The following is a 16,411-nucleotide window of genomic DNA, read 5'->3' as shown; positions in this document are numbered from 1 at the left end:
GATGAACGGCTGTATTATGACAATAAGTCACCGGCCGCAAGCTAGCGCGGACATGCCCGATTTCGCCGACCATCTCAATCGAGCCGCGGTCGTTCAGCCCGCGTTGGCGAAAGACCGTGCTAGGGAAGGCACACCCGATTGCGAGGAGATTGCCCATGCGTCCCGTTTCCCCTCCCCTGCTGGCCCTGGCGCTCGCGGCGGCCATGCCCGCGGCCGCCTCGGCGCAGGTGCCCGTGCCGATGCAGACCGTCGTGCCGGAGGGCACGATCCTGGATGTCAGTGCGACCGGAAAGGTGGAGGCGACGCCCGATATCGCGACGATCCGGGCGGGCGTCGTCACCCAGGCGCCGACCGCCGCCGCCGCGTTGCAGGACAATGCGCGCCGGATGGCGGGCGTCGTGCGGGCGCTGCGCGGTGCGGGCATCGCGCCACGCGACCTGGCGACCGCCAACGTCTCGCTGCAACCGCAATATCGCTACGCCGACAACCAGCCCCCGGTCGTGACGGGATATCAGGCGTCGAACACCGTCACGGTCCGTTTCCGCGACATCGCGAAGGCGGGCGGCGTGCTGGACGCGCTGGTCACGGCGGGCGCGAACCAGATCGACGGCCCCGCGATGTCGCTCTCGGCGCCGGAGGCGGCGCTCGATGCCGCGCGCCGGGATGCGGTGAAGCGCGCCGGGGCGCGGGCGGAGCTTTACGCCCGGGCCGCCGGGCTGACGATCGCGCGGATCGTGTCGATCGCGGAGGCGGGGGAGAACGACGGCGGTTCCCCGCGTCCGCCGGTCATGTACGCCCGCGCGGTGGCGGCCGATTCCGCGGCCCGGACCGAAGTACTGGCGGGCGAAACGGAAGTGAGCGCCACGGTCAATGTCCGCTACCTGCTGAAATAACGGAAGCGGCCGCCCGGATCGCTCCGGGCGGCCGCCTGTCGTCAACGTCGCGAGGTGCTGTTACCGCACGCGGCCACGACGGAAGAGGTTGACGATCGCCAGCAGCACAACCGCACCCAGCAGCGAAACCAGGAACGAATAGATGGTCAGCGGCGCCGCATTGATCGATCCGCCGTTGAACAGCAGGCCGCCAAGGAACGCGCCGACGATGCCGACGATGATGTTGAGGAAGATGCCCTGCTGCGCATCGGTCCGCATGATGATGCTGGCGAGCCAGCCGATCACGCCACCGATGATGAGCCAGATAATCAAACCCATGTTCAAACTCCCCTGCAAGAACCGCCCAATACGCGGGCTGCCGGGGAGTAAGACGTTCGCGCGCCGAAGTTGTTCCGTGACCGTAACCGAGGGGCGGCCGTCCCGCGGCGGCCGGCGCCCCCGCCGTCAGAATTTCTGCTGGCGCTCGTACAGCGATTTGTAGTGCTGGATGCGCGTGACGCGCAGCCCGGGCATGCCCGATCGATCGATGGCGCGCTGCCACCCGGCGAATTCCTCCACCGTCAGGTTGTAGCGCGCGCACACCTCGTCGACGCTCAGCAGCCCGCCGTTGACCGCCGCGACCACTTCCGCCTTGCGCCGCACGACCCAGCGGGTCGTGTCGGACGGCGGCAGCGTGTCGACCGTCAACGGTTCGCCCAGCGGGCCGATGACCTTCGCGGGCCGGATTTTCTGGTTCTCGATCATTCCTACCTCGGTTCGGGGCGGGGGGCCCCCTCTCCAACAAGATGCGATGGTAATGCGCGGGCGTTGAACATCGCTTAAAGCGCCGCGGTAAACGGGGTCTTCATTCCTCGCGCGCGGCGGCGATCGCCTCCGCGGCGGCGCGGTTGAACGCGCCGGCCACGGGGGCCAGCCGCCGGTCCTGCACCGCGCCGGCGGCCAGCACCGCCTGCGCCGCCAACGCGGTCGGCGTGGCGACCTGATGCGCGCGCTGGCGCGAAAGAAGCGTGTGCGACATGTGCCTGATCGACCCCTTGTCAGTGTTCGAGCGGCAAGATTTAGCCGGTCAGGCTGAAGGTCGCGTAAAGCCCGCGGCAACGGTTGATTCACAGACCTTTACGGCGCGCCAACCATGCGGGTATTCGCGCCCCCATGGACGCGGTCGATTTTCAGCTTCCCGCCGGCGCGCGGCGCATCGTCGTCGCCATGTCGGGCGGCGTCGACAGTTCGGTCGTGGCCGCGCTGGCGGTGCGTACCGGGGTGGAGGTGATCGGCATCACGCTCCAGCTGTACGACCATGGCGAGGCGACGAAGCGCGCGGGCGCGTGCTGCGCGGGCCGCGACATCCGCGACGCGCGCGCGGTGTGCGATCGCCTCGGCATCGCGCATTACGTCCACGATCACGAGAGCAGCTTCCGCACCAACGTGGTCGACCGGTTCGCCGACGAATATCTCGCCGGGCGCACGCCGATCCCCTGCGTCGAATGCAACATGGGGCCCAAGTTCACCGACCTGCTGGCACTGGCGCGCGACCTGGGCGCCGACTGCCTCGCCACCGGCCATTACGTGCGCCGCGTGGAAGGCGTGGGCGGCCCGCAGCTGTATCGCGGCAGCGATCCGGCCCGCGACCAGAGCTATTTCCTGTTCGCCACCACCGCGGCGCAGCTCGACTATCTCCGCTTCCCGCTGGGCGACCTGCCCAAGGCGCGGGTGCGCGAGATCGCGGCGGAGATCGCGCTGCCCGTCGCGGCGAAGCCCGACAGCCAGGACATCTGCTTCGTCCCCGACGGCGATTATGCCGGGCTGGTCAAGAAACTGCGGCCGGAGGCGGAGACCCGCGGCGACATCGTCGATCTGTCGGGCGCGAAGCTGGGCGAGCATCGTGGCCTCGTCCATTTCACCGTCGGCCAGCGCCGCGGGCTGGAGATCGGCGGCACGCCGGAGCCGCTGTACGTGGTGCGACTCGACGCCGCCGACCGCCGCGTCGTGGTCGGCCCGCGCGCCGCGCTGGCGGTCGGCGCGGCGCGGCTGGAGCGGATGAACGCGCTTGGCCCGCTCGACGGCGACCTGACCGCAAAGGTGCGGTCGATGGCGAAGCCGGTACCCGCCAGGATGCTGGGCGACCGGCTGGTGTTCGACACGCCCGAATACGGCGTCGCGCCCGGACAGGCCGCGGTGTTATACGCCGGGGAACGCGTGCTGGGCGGCGGATGGATCGCGGAGACGGAGCCTGCGGTGCAGGCGGCGTGACCCAGGACGAATTGCAGCAGGCGATGGAAGCGGCCGCGACCGCGCAGGATTACGAGCGCGCCGGGCGGCTGCGCGATCGCCTGGCCATCCTGCGCCAGACCGGCACCGATCCCGGCGACGCCGCCGCCGGCCTCGAACGCCAGTCACCCGGCGCGATGGGCCTGGGGACGAGCCAATCGCGCGTGGTGCCGCCCGAAGGATGGGTGCGACCGGTCAAGCCGGATCCGATGACGCGCGGGCGGAAGCGCTGATGGCGATCTAAGAGAACGAAAAAGACCCGGCACGCCGAACGCGCCGGGCCGAGTTTCGCCTAGGGAGCATTTCCAGGCGGGAGGATGGCCGCGGCGCGGGCCGCGACGAGTCGATCAGAGCGTATTGTCGGTCGGAGTCAGCAGGTTGCCCGCCGCACCATTGTCGAGCGCGGCGTCGGTCGCCAGTGCGTTTTCGGCAAGGGGAAGCTCGTCGTTCAGCACGGTCTCGTTCAATGCGACATCGCTCGGCCCCACGTCGTTCGTGGTGCTCGATCCGCACGCGGCCAGCGACCCCGCCAGCGCCGTCCCGACCAGTCCGGCAACGATCTTCTTCATCGCAAACCCCTTCGCATCGACGGCCCGACGCCGCCTCCGCGAATCAATCTACATCGATTTAGTGGGAGTTCAAGCCCGTCGTTACGGAAGCAGGAACGTGCCCTCGATCACGGTCACGCATCCGCCGGTCAGGACGACGCGATCCGCCGCCACGCGGCACCCGACGCGCCCGCCCCGCGCGCTCGCCTGATAGGCGGAAAAGGCGTCGCGCCCCAGCCGCGCCGACCAATAGGGCGCCAGCACGGCATGCGCCGAGCCGGTCACCGGATCCTCGGGGATGTCGAAATAATGCGTGAAGACGCGGCTGACGACGTCCGCACTTTCACCCGGCGCGGTCACGATCAGGACATACGGCCCCAGTGCCGCGACCGCGCGGCCGTTCGGCGCCGCCGCGCGCACCGCCGCCTCGTCGCGCAGCACGACCAGCGCATAGCCCTTCTCGTGCCACAGCGTCGCGACCGGATCGACGCCCAGCGCCGCGACGATATCGGGCAGGTCCTTCGCCGCAGGCGCCCATGCCGGCAGCGACATGGCGTAGCCCGCGCCCTCGCGCGCGACCTGAAGCACCCCGGCCTGTCGCGTGCGGAACGTGACGTGGTCGCGAATCGTGTCGCTCGACAGCACGACATGCCCGCTCGCCAGCGTCGCATGCCCGCACAGCGCCACCTCGACCACCGGCGTGAACCAGCGCAGCTCGAAATCCGCCGCCCCGGTCGCGTCGGGGACGATGAAGGCGGTCTCGCTCAGGTTGTTCTCCTGCGCGATCGCCAGCAGCGTCGCGTCGTCCAGCCACGCCGACAGCGGCATCACCGCGGCCGGATTGCCCGCGAACGCCGCCTCCGCGAAGGCGTCGACCTGCGTGAAGGGTATCCTCACAGCCTCTTCCCGAACCAGTGCGGGGTCACGTCCGCCTCGACCAGCGGGTTGTCGGTATCGACATGCCCCTCCGGATCGAGGTGGATCAGCGTCTCGACGCGCGGGAACACGTCGCGCAGCGCATGTTCGACGCGCTCGACGATATCGTGCGCCTGCCCCACGGTCAGGTTGCGGTCCACCTCCATGTGGAATTGCGCGAAGTCGTGCGCGCCCGCGCGGCGGGTGCGGAAATCGTGGATGCCGCGGATGCCCGGCTGGCGCGCTGCCACCTCGATGAAGGCGGTACGCTGGTCCTCCGGCCATTCCTTGTCCATCAGCATGTCGATCGCCTGGCTCGACGCCTGGAACGCGCCCCAGACCAGCCATAGCGCGATCGCGATGCCGAACACGGGGTCCGCGCCCGACAGGCCGACATATTGGTCCAGCACCAGCGCCGCGATGACGGCGACGTTCAGCAGCACGTCCGACTGGTAATGGACGTTGTCCGCCAGGATCGCGACCGACCCCGTCTGCCGGATCACCGCGCGCTGATACGCCAGCAGCGCCACCGTCGCGAGGATGGCGAACAGCGAGACGCCGATACCCAGCCCCGCATCCTCGTTCACGCGCGGATCGCCGAACCGCTCGATTGCGCGCCACGCGATGCCGATCGCGGACGCGGTGATGAGCACGACCTGGAACAGCGCCGCCAGCGCCTCCGCCTTGCCATGGCCGAAGCGGTGGTCGTGGTCCGCCGGCTCCGCCGCCAGCTTCACGCCGTACAGCGTGACGAGGCTGGCGAGCAGGTCCAGCCCGGTGTCCGCCAGGCTGCCCAGCATCGCGACCGATCCGGTGTGCCACGCGGCATAGCCCTTCACGACCAGCAATGTGGTCGCCATCGCCACGCTGGCCAGCGCGGCGCGCATCGCGATGGGGATCAGACGGCGGCGTTCCTCGCGCGTCATGGGTAGAGCAATCCTTCGGTCCAGCCGCCCGCGCCGTCGGCGACGAACAGGCGCCGCTCGTGCAGCCGGTGCGCCCGGTCCTGCCACAGCTCGATCCGTTCGGCCGCGACGCGATAGCCGCCCCAGAACGGCGGGCGCGGCACGGGGCCGCCGTCGAACCGCGCCTGCATCGTCGCGAACCGGTCCTCGAACGTCGCGCGATCGGGCAGCGGCCGCGACTGGTCGGACGCCCAGGCGCCCAGTTGCGAGTCGCGGCTGCGCGAGGCGAAATAGGCGTCCGATTCGGCATCGCCGACCGGCGTGACCGCGCCCTCGATCCGCACCTGCCGGCGAAGCGACTTCCAGTGGAAGAGCAGCGCGGCATGGGCGTTGACCGCCAGGTCCGCCGCCTTGCGCCCCTCGCGGTTGGTGTAGAACACGAACCCGTCCGGACCATGCCCCTTGAGCAATACCATCCTCACCGACGGGCGTCCGGCCCCGTCCGCGGTGGCGAGCGCCATCGCGTTCGGGTCGTTGGGTTCGGATGCGCGCGCCTCGGCATACCAGGCGTCGAAAAGGGCGATGGGATCGTCGGCCATGGACGCGCCCTACGCCAAAGCGCGCGGGGTATCCATCCCGTCGTCGCGCGTCGGCGCGCGACGTTACCACTACCATACGGTCGGCGGACCGATGCACCCGGTCACCCGGATGCACACCGACGAGCGGTTGACCGATTGCCCGTTATAGCGCTATCATTCCGCTCAGGATGAATGGGCAAGGCGCCGGAACGGACGCCGCCCGCTGGGAGGGGATTATCATGAAGGCTCCGTCAACGGCTCGCTCCGCGCGCCTCCTCGTCGCGCTGCTGCTGGCCTCGTCGGCCTCCGCCGCGATGGCGCAGGGCACCACCGCCACCCCCAGCGCGACGACGACCGACGCGACCCCGCCGGGCGCGACGCAGGACGACGGCGCGCGCAACACCGCGCCGACCGCGATCGATCCCGCCGCCCCCGACGCGCAGCCCGCCGATCCCAGCGCCACCGGCGATCAGGACATCGTTGTCACCGGCTATCGCGCGTCGTTGCAGAGCCAGACCAACGCGAAGCGCAATTCGGTCGGCTTCACCGACACGATCTTCGCCGAGGATATCGGCAAGTTCCCGGACACGAACATCGCCGAATCGGTGAACCGTATCCCCGGCATCACGATCCAGCGCGAGGTGACGGGCGAGGGATCGAACGTGGCGATCCGCGGGCTGGGCACCAACTTCACCCGTGTCCTGCTGAACGGCGCGCCGGTCGCGATCGCCTCGGTCCGGTTCGATGCGCAGAGCACGAACCGCGAGGTCGACCTCGACCTGATCCCGACCGAATTGTTCACCCAGCTGACCGTCAGCAAGTCGCCCACCGCCAGCCAGGTGGAGGGCGGCGCCGCGGGCACCGTCAACCTGCGGTCGGCGCGCCCGTTCGACAATCCCAAGCCCTACGTCAGCTACGGATTGCAGGGATCGAAGGTCAGCGGCGCGGACAAATGGGGCTATCGCGGCTATGCGCTGGCCAGCGCGACGTTCGGCGATTTCGGCGTGCTGGTCGGCGGCGCGGCGGTGAAGAACCGCTTCCGCGTCGACGGGTACGAGACGATCGGCTTCACCAACCCGAATCTCAGCGCGACGCAGAACACGGCCGCGACCCGCAACAACACCGGCGGCGGCAATTTCACGATCCCGGGCACGGTTCCGGCGAACGCGGGCAACGGCCTGACGCCCGGCACCGTCATCGACCAGGCGTTCCTGCTGGCCAACAATCCCGGGGCGACGATCCAGCAGATCGACAACGGCCTGCTCCCGCGCCTGGGCCGTCCGCGGACCGAGGTGGGCGAGCGCACGCGCTACAACGGCCTCGTATCGGTCGAATGGCGGCCCAGCGACGCCTTCCACTTCTACGTCGACGGCATGTATGCCAAGCGCGACACCGAATTCACGCGCACCGCGATGAACTGGGCGGTGCGCAACGGCGCCGCGATCCCGCTGAACACCACCTATGACAAGGCGGATTGCTCGGCGGGCTGCACGGTCACGGGCGGCACCTACGCCAATTCGCAATTCTTCCTGGAATATCGCCCGTACAAGGACACGCAGGATTACTGGGGCGTCAATCCGGGCGCCGAATTCGTCCTGAACGACTGGATCAAGGGCGACCTTCAGGCGAACTACACGAAAAGCAATTTCCGCCGCGAAAGCCCGACCGTGCTGGTCATCACGCCGCCCAGTTCGGGCGTGACGGTCAATTTCGTCAACGGCGGCGGCGTGCCCGACATCACCAGCAACATCGACCTCAACAACCCCGCCAACTTCGGCTGGAATGGCGGTGGGCGCGTGAACCTGAACGGCGAGGAGCGCGAGACGGAGACGAAGGGTATCCGCGGCAGCCTGCTGTTCGGCGACGCGACGCGGTTCAGCGTCCGCGTCGGCGCGGCCTATGACGACACGCGTCGCCGCATCACGCCGTTCGACAACACCGCACCGTGGCAGAATCTGGTCTGCGGCAACGGCATCAACGTCGCCCTTCCCTCGCCCAACACCAGCGCCACGCCGTGCACCGGGCTGAACCAGCCGGGCACGCAGGTGCCGGGCGTCGCCTTCGCCCCGGGCTTCCCCGCCTTCGCCGGCTACGGCACGAACTTCACCGCGGGCGGCGCGCCGATCACCTACGCCGGATCGGCCGTCCCGACCGCCGCGGTGCCCAGCTACCTGCTGCCCGGCAGCAACGGCTACGTCACCGTCGACTGGAACAAGTTCAAGGCGGCGACCAGCTACGACACCCTGCTCGCCGGCGCGACCGAGATCGGCGCGGGCAGCAGCGGCGCCAACGGCGGCCTGATCCGCGAGAAGGTGACCGGCACCTTCATCGAAGGCAACGGCATCTTCGACGTGGGCGACGACACGCTGCGCGTGAACGGCGGCGTCCGCTACGTCTATACGCAGCAGATCGTCGGCGGCCGCGTCAGCGTCCCCGATCCGCGCAACACGACGCTCGGCATCGCGGACGGCGGGCGCTACCCGAACATCAACACCTTCCCGAACAGCGACACGAGCTACAGCAACTTCCTGCCCTCGCTCAGCGTCGCGTACGAATTCGGCGGCAAGGCGGTCGCGCGCGGCTCGATCTCGCGCACCCTGTCGCGCCCCGATCCCAACGCCTTGCTGCCGGGCGCCAGCTTCGTGCAGCCGTCGGCGGACATCGGCACGGTCGGCAACAATGCGCTGGACCCGTACATCTCCGACAACATCGACCTGGGCTTCGAATATTACACCGGCGGCGAGGGCGTCATCGCCTTCGCGGCGTTCCGCAAGTCGATCACGGGCTTCACCGTCAACGGCGTGCGCAACGTGCCCTTCGCGTTCCTGGAGCCGTTCGGCATCACGATCGACTCGCTGACGCAGGCGCAGCGCGACGCACTGACCGCGCGTGCCCTGCCCGGCCAGTCGCTGCGCGACGTGCAGATCCAGATCCAGCAGCAGGTCAATTCGGATGGCAAGCTGAAGGTGAACGGCCTGGAATTCCAGCTGACCCAGCCGCTCGACTTCATCACGCAATATATCGGCGTGCGCGGCTTCGGCTTCCAGGGCAACCTGACCTTCATCGACCAGCGCGGCGACGGTGCGGGTGCGCCCGCGACCGCATTGGGCGTGGCGCCGACGACCTACACCGCGACCGGCTATTACGAAGGCAACGGCCTGTCGGCGCGCCTGACCTACACGTTCAACGAAGGGTCGCAGGGCACGCTGCCGGGGCAGAACGGCCTCATCAACGGCGGCGGCGCGATTTTCGGCCGCGACTATGGCCAGCTCGACTTCTCGGGCAATCTCGACCTCGGCAAGATCTTCGGCAACGATTATCTGCCCACCGTGGTCGTGAACGTCATCAACATCACGAAGGAAGCGCAGGGCAGCTACTTCCAGTTTGAGAACGCCACGTTCAACGAATACAACCCCGGCCGCACGCTGCTGGTCGGTATCCGCGGGCGCTTCTGACCGGCGTTCCTTCCGCCGTTCGTGCTGAGCGACGTCGACGCATCTGCCCCAGGGCATGGCCGTCGACGTCGCTCAGGCCGAACGGGAGGTTCGGCGGAACCCCCGACCCCGCCCGCGGATTGAATCGCCTTCGCAACGAGGGGGTTATCCGATGGCGGCGCGCGCATACTGGCAGGGACAGATCCGGCTCGCACTGGTCTCGATCCCGGTCGAGATCTATTCCGCGACGAAGTCCGGCGCCGCGGTCAGCTTCCGCCAGATCCACGAGCCGTCGGGAAAGCCGATCCGGTACGAAAAGGTCGTCCCCGGCCTCGGCGCGGTCGACACCGACGAGATCATGAAGGGGTTCGAGTTCGAGAAGGGCGAATACGTCCTGCTCGACCAGGACGAGATCGACGCGGTGAAGCTGGAATCGAAGAAGACGCTGGAACTGACGCAATTCGTCGACCAGTCCGAAATCGACGTCCTGTACTACGAAAAGCCCTATTTCGTCGTCCCCGCCGACGACCTGGCGGAGGAAGCGTTCATCGTCCTGCGCGAGGCGTTGAAGCGGACGAAGAAGGTGGGCCTCGGCCAGCTCGCCATGCGCGGCCGCGAATATGTCGTCAGCCTGAAACCATGCGGGCGCGGCATGGTGCTGGAAACGCTGCGCTATGCCGACGAGGTGAACAAGGCGCAGGGCTATTTCCGCGACATCGGCGATGCGAAGCCCGAACCCGAATTGCTCGAACTGGCGGAAGCGCTGATCGAGAAGAAATCGGGCACCTTCGATCCGCAGGATTTCCACGACCGCTACGTCGATGCGCTGAAGGGCCTGATCGACCGCAAGCGCAAGTCGAAGACGGGGCGCAAGATCATCGAGGACACGGGCGACGACGACGGCCGGTCGGGATCGAACGTCGTCGACCTGATGGCCGCGCTGAAGAAATCGATGGAGGGCAAGAAGGCGGCGCCGGCGAAGAAGGAACCGGCGAAGAAGGCCCCGGCGCGAAAGCCGGCGGCGAAGAAACGTGCATAGCGCCATTGTCCGTGTCCCCGCGAAGGCGGGGACCCAGTCTGGGCTCCCGCCTCCGCGGGAGGACAAACGATGACCCGGGACCCCCTCGCCACGTACAACGCGAAGCGCGACTTCGCGAAGACCGCCGAACCGGCGGGCACGCTGGCACCGGGGAACGGTAACAGCTTCATGGTGCAGAAGCATGACGCGACGCGCCTGCACTGGGACCTCCGCCTCGAAGTCGACGGTGTCCTGAAAAGCTGGGCGGTGACGCGCGGCCCCAGCCTCGACCCGGACGAAAAACGGCTGGCGGTGCGCACCGAGGATCATCCGCTGTCCTACGCCACGTTCGAGGGGACGATCCCCAAGGGCAGCTACGGCGGCGGGACCGTCATGCTGTGGGACCGCGGGACATGGTCGCCGATCGCGGGAAAGAGCGCGAAGGACCTCGATGAGGGGCACCTCCACTTCGTCCTCGACGGCGAACGGATGAAGGGCGAATGGCTGCTCATCCGCCTGAAGCCGCGCGCGAAGGAAAAGCGCGAGAACTGGCTGCTGCGCAAGATCGAGGACGCCCATGCCGGCGGCACCGACACGCTGGTCGAAACCGCGCTGACCAGCGTGGAAACGGGCCGGACGATGCAGGAGATCGCCTTATCCTCCCCGGCACGGGGAGGGGGACCGGCGAAGCCGGTGGAGGGGGCGGGCCGCAAGCGGACCATTCGTGGCAAGCCCCCCTCCACCACGGCGCAGAAGCGCCGCGGTCCCCCTCCCCGTGCCGGGGAGGATATGCCGGACTTCCAGCCACCCCAATTATGCACCCTCGTCGACGCGGTTCCCACGGGCACCGACTGGATCCACGAGGTCAAATACGACGGCTACCGCGCGCTCGTCGCCACCGGCGGCGGGGCGGCGAAGGTCTACACCCGCAGCGGCCTCGACTGGACCGACAGGTTCGCGGGCATCGCCGACGCCGCCGCGCACCTGCCCCCCGCGCTGATCGACGGCGAGATCGTGGCGTTGAAGGACGGCCGCCCCGACTTCTCGACGCTGAAGGACGCCATCTCCACCGGCGGCGACATGACCCTGTTCGCCTTCGACCTGCTGTCGCTGGACGGCGAGGACCTGACGCCATTGCCCACCGTCGCCCGCAAGGAACGCCTCCGCGCGATCCTCCCCGCCGACGACGCGCGCATCGGGTTCGCCGATCACATCGCGGGCAGCGGGGAAGAATTGTTCGAGACGATGTGCCGCGAAGGGTATGAAGGCGTCGTCAGCAAGCGCGCCGACGCGCCCTATCGCGGGAAGCGGACCGCGAACTGGTTGAAGATCAAATGCACGCGGCGGCAGGAATTCGTCATCGTCGGCTGGCTGCCGTCGGACAAGTCGCGCGGCTTCAAGTCGCTGCTGCTGGGCGTGCACGAGAACGGCACGCTGCGCTATGCGGGAAAGGTCGGGACGGGCTTCACGCACGCATCGATGGACGAAGTGCGGACAAAGCTGGACCGGCTGGAACGCAAGACCGCCACCGTCGATGCCCCCCGCGCCGCGGTGAAGGGCGCGCGCTGGGTCACGCCCCGGCTAGTGGCGGAGATCGCCTATGCGGAGGTCACGCCCGACGGCGTGCTGCGCCATTCCAGCTTCATCGGCTTGCGCGGCGACAAGCACGCCGCCGACGTCACGGTCGAAACCCCCGCCCCCGCCCCGACCCCCGCCGCACCCGCGGCAAAGGTATCGAACCGCGACCGCGTGATCTTTCCGGAGGGAAAGATCACCAAGGGCGACCTGGCCGATTATTACGCCGCCATCGCCCCCGTCATGCTGCCATGGACCGCCGAACGCCCCGTCAGCCTGGTCCGTTGCCCGCAGGGGCGCGGCAAGCATTGCTTCTTCCAGAAGCACGACGCCGGATCGTTCGGCGACGCGGTGCACCAGGTGCCGATCCCCGAAAAGGACGGCGGGACCGAAAACTACCTGTACGTCCGCGACACCGCCGGGCTGGTCGCGTGCGTGCAGATGGGGACGATCGAGTTCCACGGCTGGGGCGCCCGCGTCGATGCGCTGGAACGGCCCGACCGGCTGGTGTTCGACCTCGACCCCGACGAGGGGCTGGATTTCGGCGATACGAAAAAGGCGGCGGAATTCCTGAAGAACCAGCTGGCCGAACTGGGCCTCGCCAGCTTCGCGATGCTATCGGGGGGCAAGGGCGTCCATGTCGTCGTGCCGCTGACGCCGCAGGCGGAATGGCCGGCGGTGAAGGATTTCGCGGACCGCTTCGCGCGCGCGCTGGCGGCGGCGGAGCCCGACCGCTTCGTCGCGACGATGAGCAAGGCGAAGCGCAAGGGCCGCATCTTCATCGACTGGCTGCGCAACCAGCGCGGCGCGACCGCGGTCATGCCCTATTCCGCACGCGCGCGGCCGGATGCGCCGGTCGCCGCGCCGGTGTCCTGGACCGAATTGCGCGACATCGACACCGCCGCGATGTGGCACGTCGGCGACGCGGCCGACCTGCTTGAACGCGCGGGCAGCCGCGCGCTGCGGGGATGGGGCAGCGCGGATCAGGTCTTGCCCGACCTGTAACCGCGGTGCCGCGCGGCTAGCCCGATCCGCCCGCACGATGCTAACCGGACACCCATGGCGCACGACCATCATCATCATCACGGGCACGGGCATGGCCACGGACACGTCCATGCCGCGCCGCCCGAACGCTGGGACCGCGCCTTCGCGATCGGGATCGGCCTGAACCTGGCCTACGTCCTGGCGGAGGCGGTGGCGGGCTTCGCCTTCGGGTCCGTCGCGCTGCTGGCGGATGCGGGGCACAACATGTCCGACGTGCTGGGCCTGGCGGTCGCATGGGGCGGCGCGGCGCTGGCACGGCGCGCGCCGTCGAAGCGCTTCACCTACGGATTGAAGGGCTCGACCATCCTCGCCGCGCTGACCAATGCGCTGCTCCTGCTGGTCGCGATCGGCGCGATCGCGCTGGAGGCGGTGCAACGGTTCGGCGCGCCGCAGCCGGTCGCGGGCCTGATGGTGTCGGTGGTCGCCGCCACCGGGGTCGCGGTCAACGGCTTCACCGCCTGGCTGTTCGCCCGCGGGCGCAAGGGCGACCTGAATATCCGCGGCGCCTATCTGCACATGGCGGCGGATGCGCTGGTCTCCGCCGGGGTCGTCGTGGCGGGCATCCTGATCTGGGCCACCGGGGCGGGCTGGATCGACCCGATCGTCAGCCTCGTCATCGCCGCGCTGATCTTCTGGCAGACATGGGGCCTGCTGCGCGAGACGGTGGAGATGGCGCTGGCCGCGGTGCCGCGCGGCATCGATTACGATGCGGTGGCGGCGGCGCTGGCCGGGCTGCCCGGCGTGGCGGAGGTCCACGACCTGCATATCTGGCCCATGTCCACGACGGAGCCCGGGCTGACCGCGCATCTGTGCATGCCCGCGGGCACGCCGGGCGACGCCTTCCTGCGCGAGGTGCAGGCGATGCTGCACGACCGGTTCGGGATCGGCCACGCCACGATCCAGGTGGAAACCGGCGCGGCCGGATGCGTGCTGGCGGACGCGGCGGTGGTGTAGGCCGCGCCGCCGTCACGCCCGCTACAACCGCGTCATCGCCATCATCCGCGCGCCGTAACGCGGCCCGGCCGTCTTCCCGCGCGGCGCCGCGGCGTCCAGCCGTGCCAGGTCGTCCGCGTCCAGCGTCACGTCCGCCGCGCCGACGCTGTCGTTCATCGTCGCGCGCCGCTTGCTGCCCGGGATCGGCACAATATCGTCGCCCTGCGCCAGCAGCCACGCCAGCGCGACCTGCGCCGCGCTCGCCCCGTACCGCGCCGCGATGTCCTTCACGACGTCGACGATCGACAGGTTCGCGGCGAAATTCTCCGCCGAATAGCGCGGATCGTTCAGCCGGTAGTCGCCCTCCGGCAGATCGGCGCGCGACGCGATCTGCCCGGTCAGGAAGCCGCGGCCCAGCGGCGAATAGGGGACGAACCCGATGCCCAGGTCGCGCGCGGCGGGCAGGATCTCGTCCTCCACATCGCGTTCCCACAGCGAATATTCGCTCTGCAACGCCGCGATGGGATGCACTGCCGCCGCCCTGCGCAGCGTCGCCGCGCCGGCTTCGGACAGGCCGAGGTGGCGGACCTTCCCTTCCCGGACCAGGTCGGCCATCGCGCCGACCGTGTCCTCGATCGGCACCGACGGGTCGACGCGATGCTGATAATACAGGTCGATCGTCTCGATCCCGAGCCGTTTCAGCGACCCTTCGCACGCGCGCCGCACGTTCGCGGGCGTCGAATCGACCCCGCTGATCCCGCCCTCGCCGATGCGGAAGCCGAACTTCGTCGCGATCACCAGTCCGTCGCGCCGCCCCGCGATCGCGCGGCCCAGCAGTTCCTCGTTCGCACGGGGGCCGTATACCTCGGCGGTGTCGAAGAAGGTCACGCCGCGGTCGATCGCGGCATGGATCGTGGCGACGCTCTCGCCCGCGTCCGCCTTGCCGTACATCCCCGCGGTCACGCCCGCCATCGGCATGCAGCCGATGCCGATGGCCGAAACGGTCAGGTCACCCAGTCGCCGTGTCTTCATCGCCGATCTCCTCGTCGCCCTGCCAACGCGCCAGCACCATCGTGGTCGCAAGGTCCATGGTGACGTTGCCCAGCGTCCGCATGATGTCCGGCAACGTCTCCACCGCCACCAGCAGGCCCAGCGGCGCGACCGGCGCGCCCAGCGTCGCCGCGATCGGGCTGATCGCGCTGATGAAGCTGACCGTGCCCGGCAGGCTGACCGATCCCAGCGAGGTCAGCGTCGCGACCACCACCGCCACCGCCATCACCGCGGGCGGGATCGCGATGCCGAACCACGTCGCGACGTAGATCGCGACCGCCAGGTTCATCGCCGGCCCCGTCGCGCGCAGGATCGCGACCGCGATGGGCAGGGTCACGCCCGCGGTCGCCACCGGCACGCCCATGTCGCGCGCGCCCTCCAGCATCGCGGGCAGCGAGCCGAGCGAGCTTTGCGTGCTGACCGCCACCGCCTGCGACGGCACGATCGCGCGCGCGAACCGCGACGCGGGCACGCGCCCGCCCAGGATCGCGATCGGATAGGCCGCGACCGTGATGACCGCGCCCACCGCGGACACGGTCAGGATATAGTGGATCAGCGCCCCGAACGCCCCCGATCCCGCGCGCGCGCCGACCACCAGCGCCAGCGCGCCGACGCCGACGGGCGCGATCCACAGGACCCAGCCGATGACGATCAGCATCACGTCGCGCACCGCGGTGAAGAACCGCACCAGCAGGTCGCGCGCCGCCGGCGCGGCGCGCATCAGGGCGAAGGCGAAGACCAGGGTGAAGACGATCAGCGACAGGAAGCTGCTCTCCGCCGCCGCCTTCACCACGTTGCTGGGGACCGTGGCGGCGATGAAGTCGCCCAGCCGCGGCGGCGTCGGCACCGGCCCGACGTCGGTCAGCGCGGCGCGCAGCGACGCCGCCGATGCCGCCGGGATCGGCGCCAGGTCCAGGAACAGCGGGGTCAGCAGCGACGCGACGACCGCGCTGGTCGCCATCATGGCGGTGTAGAGCGCGATCGACCGCCCGGCGAGCTTCCCCGCCTGGGCCGCTTCCGCGGTGGCGGCGATGCCGGTGATGAGCAGGCTGACGACCAACGGCACGATCGTCATCTGCAACGCGTTCAGCCACGCCGTGCCGATCGGCGACGCGACCGACGCGACCGGGTCGACCGCCCCCGGCGCCCACGCCGCCAGCGCGATTCCCGCCAGGAGGCCCGCGACCAAAGCGATCAGGATACGTGTTGCCTGCGACATTCTCGCCCTTTTGCCGACTCTCGACTAATGG

At 69.3% G+C, this 16,411-nt stretch carries 16 protein-coding genes; 7 read left to right on the top strand and 9 right to left on the bottom strand.

Features of this window, described 5'->3' with window-relative positions:
- The first annotated feature begins 155 nt into the window (after window positions 1–155).
- Window positions 156–893 carry an SIMPL domain-containing protein gene (locus ASG29_RS04660; protein ID WP_055981006.1) on the top strand — a complete coding sequence of 246 codons (738 nt, stop codon included), beginning with the start codon at window positions 156–158 and terminating at the stop codon, window positions 891–893.
- Window positions 894–953: 60 nt separating this feature from the next.
- Here ASG29_RS04660 and ASG29_RS04655 read toward each other — a convergent pair whose 3' ends face one another.
- The 3 genes from ASG29_RS04655 to ASG29_RS16625 all read right to left on the bottom strand — a co-directional run bounded on the left by ASG29_RS04655 (window position 954) and on the right by ASG29_RS16625 (window position 1,911).
- Entirely contained in the window at window positions 954–1,211 is a 258-nt protein-coding gene (locus ASG29_RS04655) for a GlsB/YeaQ/YmgE family stress response membrane protein (protein WP_055981003.1), read from the bottom strand.
- Window positions 1,212–1,337: 126 nt separating this feature from the next.
- Entirely contained in the window at window positions 1,338–1,637 is a 300-nt protein-coding gene (locus tag ASG29_RS04650) for a DUF1153 domain-containing protein (protein WP_055980999.1), read from the bottom strand.
- 100 nt (window positions 1,638–1,737) lie between these two features.
- On the bottom strand, window positions 1,738–1,911 hold the full coding sequence (locus ASG29_RS16625) for a hypothetical protein (RefSeq protein WP_156457891.1): 174 nt from the start codon (window positions 1,909–1,911) through the stop codon (window positions 1,738–1,740).
- Between the two features lie 134 nt (window positions 1,912–2,045).
- On the opposite strand from ASG29_RS16625, the gene mnmA reads away from it, so the two are divergent.
- Together mnmA and ASG29_RS04640 are read left to right on the top strand one after the other, a co-directional pair.
- Window positions 2,046–3,143 carry a tRNA 2-thiouridine(34) synthase MnmA gene (gene mnmA / locus ASG29_RS04645; RefSeq protein WP_055980996.1) on the top strand — a complete coding sequence of 366 codons (1,098 nt, stop codon included), beginning with the start codon at window positions 2,046–2,048 and terminating at the stop codon, window positions 3,141–3,143.
- Entirely contained in the window at window positions 3,104–3,394 is a 291-nt protein-coding gene (locus ASG29_RS04640) for a UvrB/UvrC motif-containing protein (protein ID WP_200932366.1), read from the top strand. The genes mnmA and ASG29_RS04640 overlap by 40 nt, the downstream gene beginning before the upstream one ends.
- A 114-nt stretch (window positions 3,395–3,508) precedes the next feature.
- Here the strand turns inward: ASG29_RS04640 and ASG29_RS04635 are convergent, their stop codons facing one another.
- The 4 genes from ASG29_RS04635 to pdxH all read right to left on the bottom strand — a co-directional run bounded on the left by ASG29_RS04635 (window position 3,509) and on the right by pdxH (window position 6,128).
- Window positions 3,509–3,730, bottom strand: coding sequence for a hypothetical protein (locus ASG29_RS04635; RefSeq protein WP_055980990.1), 222 nt, complete (start codon window positions 3,728–3,730; stop codon window positions 3,509–3,511).
- 81 nt (window positions 3,731–3,811) lie between these two features.
- Window positions 3,812–4,606, bottom strand: a complete 795-nt coding sequence (locus ASG29_RS04630) for a PhzF family phenazine biosynthesis protein (protein ID WP_055980988.1) — start codon at window positions 4,604–4,606, stop codon at window positions 3,812–3,814.
- Window positions 4,603–5,550 (bottom strand): cation diffusion facilitator family transporter, encoded by a 948-nt coding sequence (locus ASG29_RS04625; RefSeq protein WP_055980986.1) that lies wholly within the window; start codon window positions 5,548–5,550, stop codon window positions 4,603–4,605. The genes ASG29_RS04630 and ASG29_RS04625 overlap by 4 nt, the downstream gene beginning before the upstream one ends.
- Complete coding sequence (gene pdxH / locus ASG29_RS04620) at window positions 5,547–6,128, bottom strand: pyridoxamine 5'-phosphate oxidase (RefSeq protein ID WP_055980983.1); 582 nt, start codon at window positions 6,126–6,128, stop codon at window positions 5,547–5,549. The genes ASG29_RS04625 and pdxH overlap by 4 nt, the downstream gene beginning before the upstream one ends.
- 218 nt (window positions 6,129–6,346) lie before the next feature.
- On the opposite strand from pdxH, the gene ASG29_RS04615 reads away from it, so the two are divergent.
- From ASG29_RS04615 to ASG29_RS04600, 4 genes are all read left to right on the top strand, one after another.
- Entirely contained in the window at window positions 6,347–9,562 is a 3,216-nt protein-coding gene (locus ASG29_RS04615) for a TonB-dependent receptor (protein ID WP_235532775.1), read from the top strand.
- 151 nt (window positions 9,563–9,713) lie between these two features.
- Window positions 9,714–10,580, top strand: coding sequence for a Ku protein (locus ASG29_RS04610; RefSeq protein WP_055980980.1), 867 nt, complete (start codon window positions 9,714–9,716; stop codon window positions 10,578–10,580).
- 69 nt (window positions 10,581–10,649) lie between these two features.
- The gene (ligD, locus tag ASG29_RS04605) at window positions 10,650–13,139 is read left to right on the top strand and encodes a DNA ligase D (protein WP_055980976.1); all 2,490 of its coding nucleotides are present in this window, start codon (window positions 10,650–10,652) and stop codon (window positions 13,137–13,139) included.
- A gap of 54 nt (window positions 13,140–13,193) precedes the next feature.
- Window positions 13,194–14,132 carry a cation diffusion facilitator family transporter gene (locus tag ASG29_RS04600; RefSeq protein ID WP_055980973.1) on the top strand — a complete coding sequence of 313 codons (939 nt, stop codon included), beginning with the start codon at window positions 13,194–13,196 and terminating at the stop codon, window positions 14,130–14,132.
- Between the two features lie 21 nt (window positions 14,133–14,153).
- Here ASG29_RS04600 and ASG29_RS04595 read toward each other — a convergent pair whose 3' ends face one another.
- Both ASG29_RS04595 and ASG29_RS04590 read right to left on the bottom strand, forming a co-directional pair.
- Window positions 14,154–15,143, bottom strand: coding sequence for an aldo/keto reductase (locus ASG29_RS04595; protein WP_055980970.1), 990 nt, complete (start codon window positions 15,141–15,143; stop codon window positions 14,154–14,156).
- A complete protein-coding gene (locus tag ASG29_RS04590; RefSeq protein WP_055980968.1) occupies window positions 15,121–16,380 on the bottom strand; it encodes a dicarboxylate/amino acid:cation symporter in 1,260 nt (419 codons plus the stop codon). Before ASG29_RS04590 ends, ASG29_RS04595 begins: the two co-directional genes overlap by 23 nt.
- Between the last annotated feature and the right edge of the window lie 31 nt (window positions 16,381–16,411).

It is taken from the genome of Sphingomonas sp. Leaf412, assembly GCF_001425405.1.
Taxonomy (GTDB): domain Bacteria; phylum Pseudomonadota; class Alphaproteobacteria; order Sphingomonadales; family Sphingomonadaceae; genus Sphingomonas.
The sequence above is the reverse complement of the archived record's forward strand: the minus strand, read 5'-3'. Positions and strand labels throughout refer to the sequence as shown.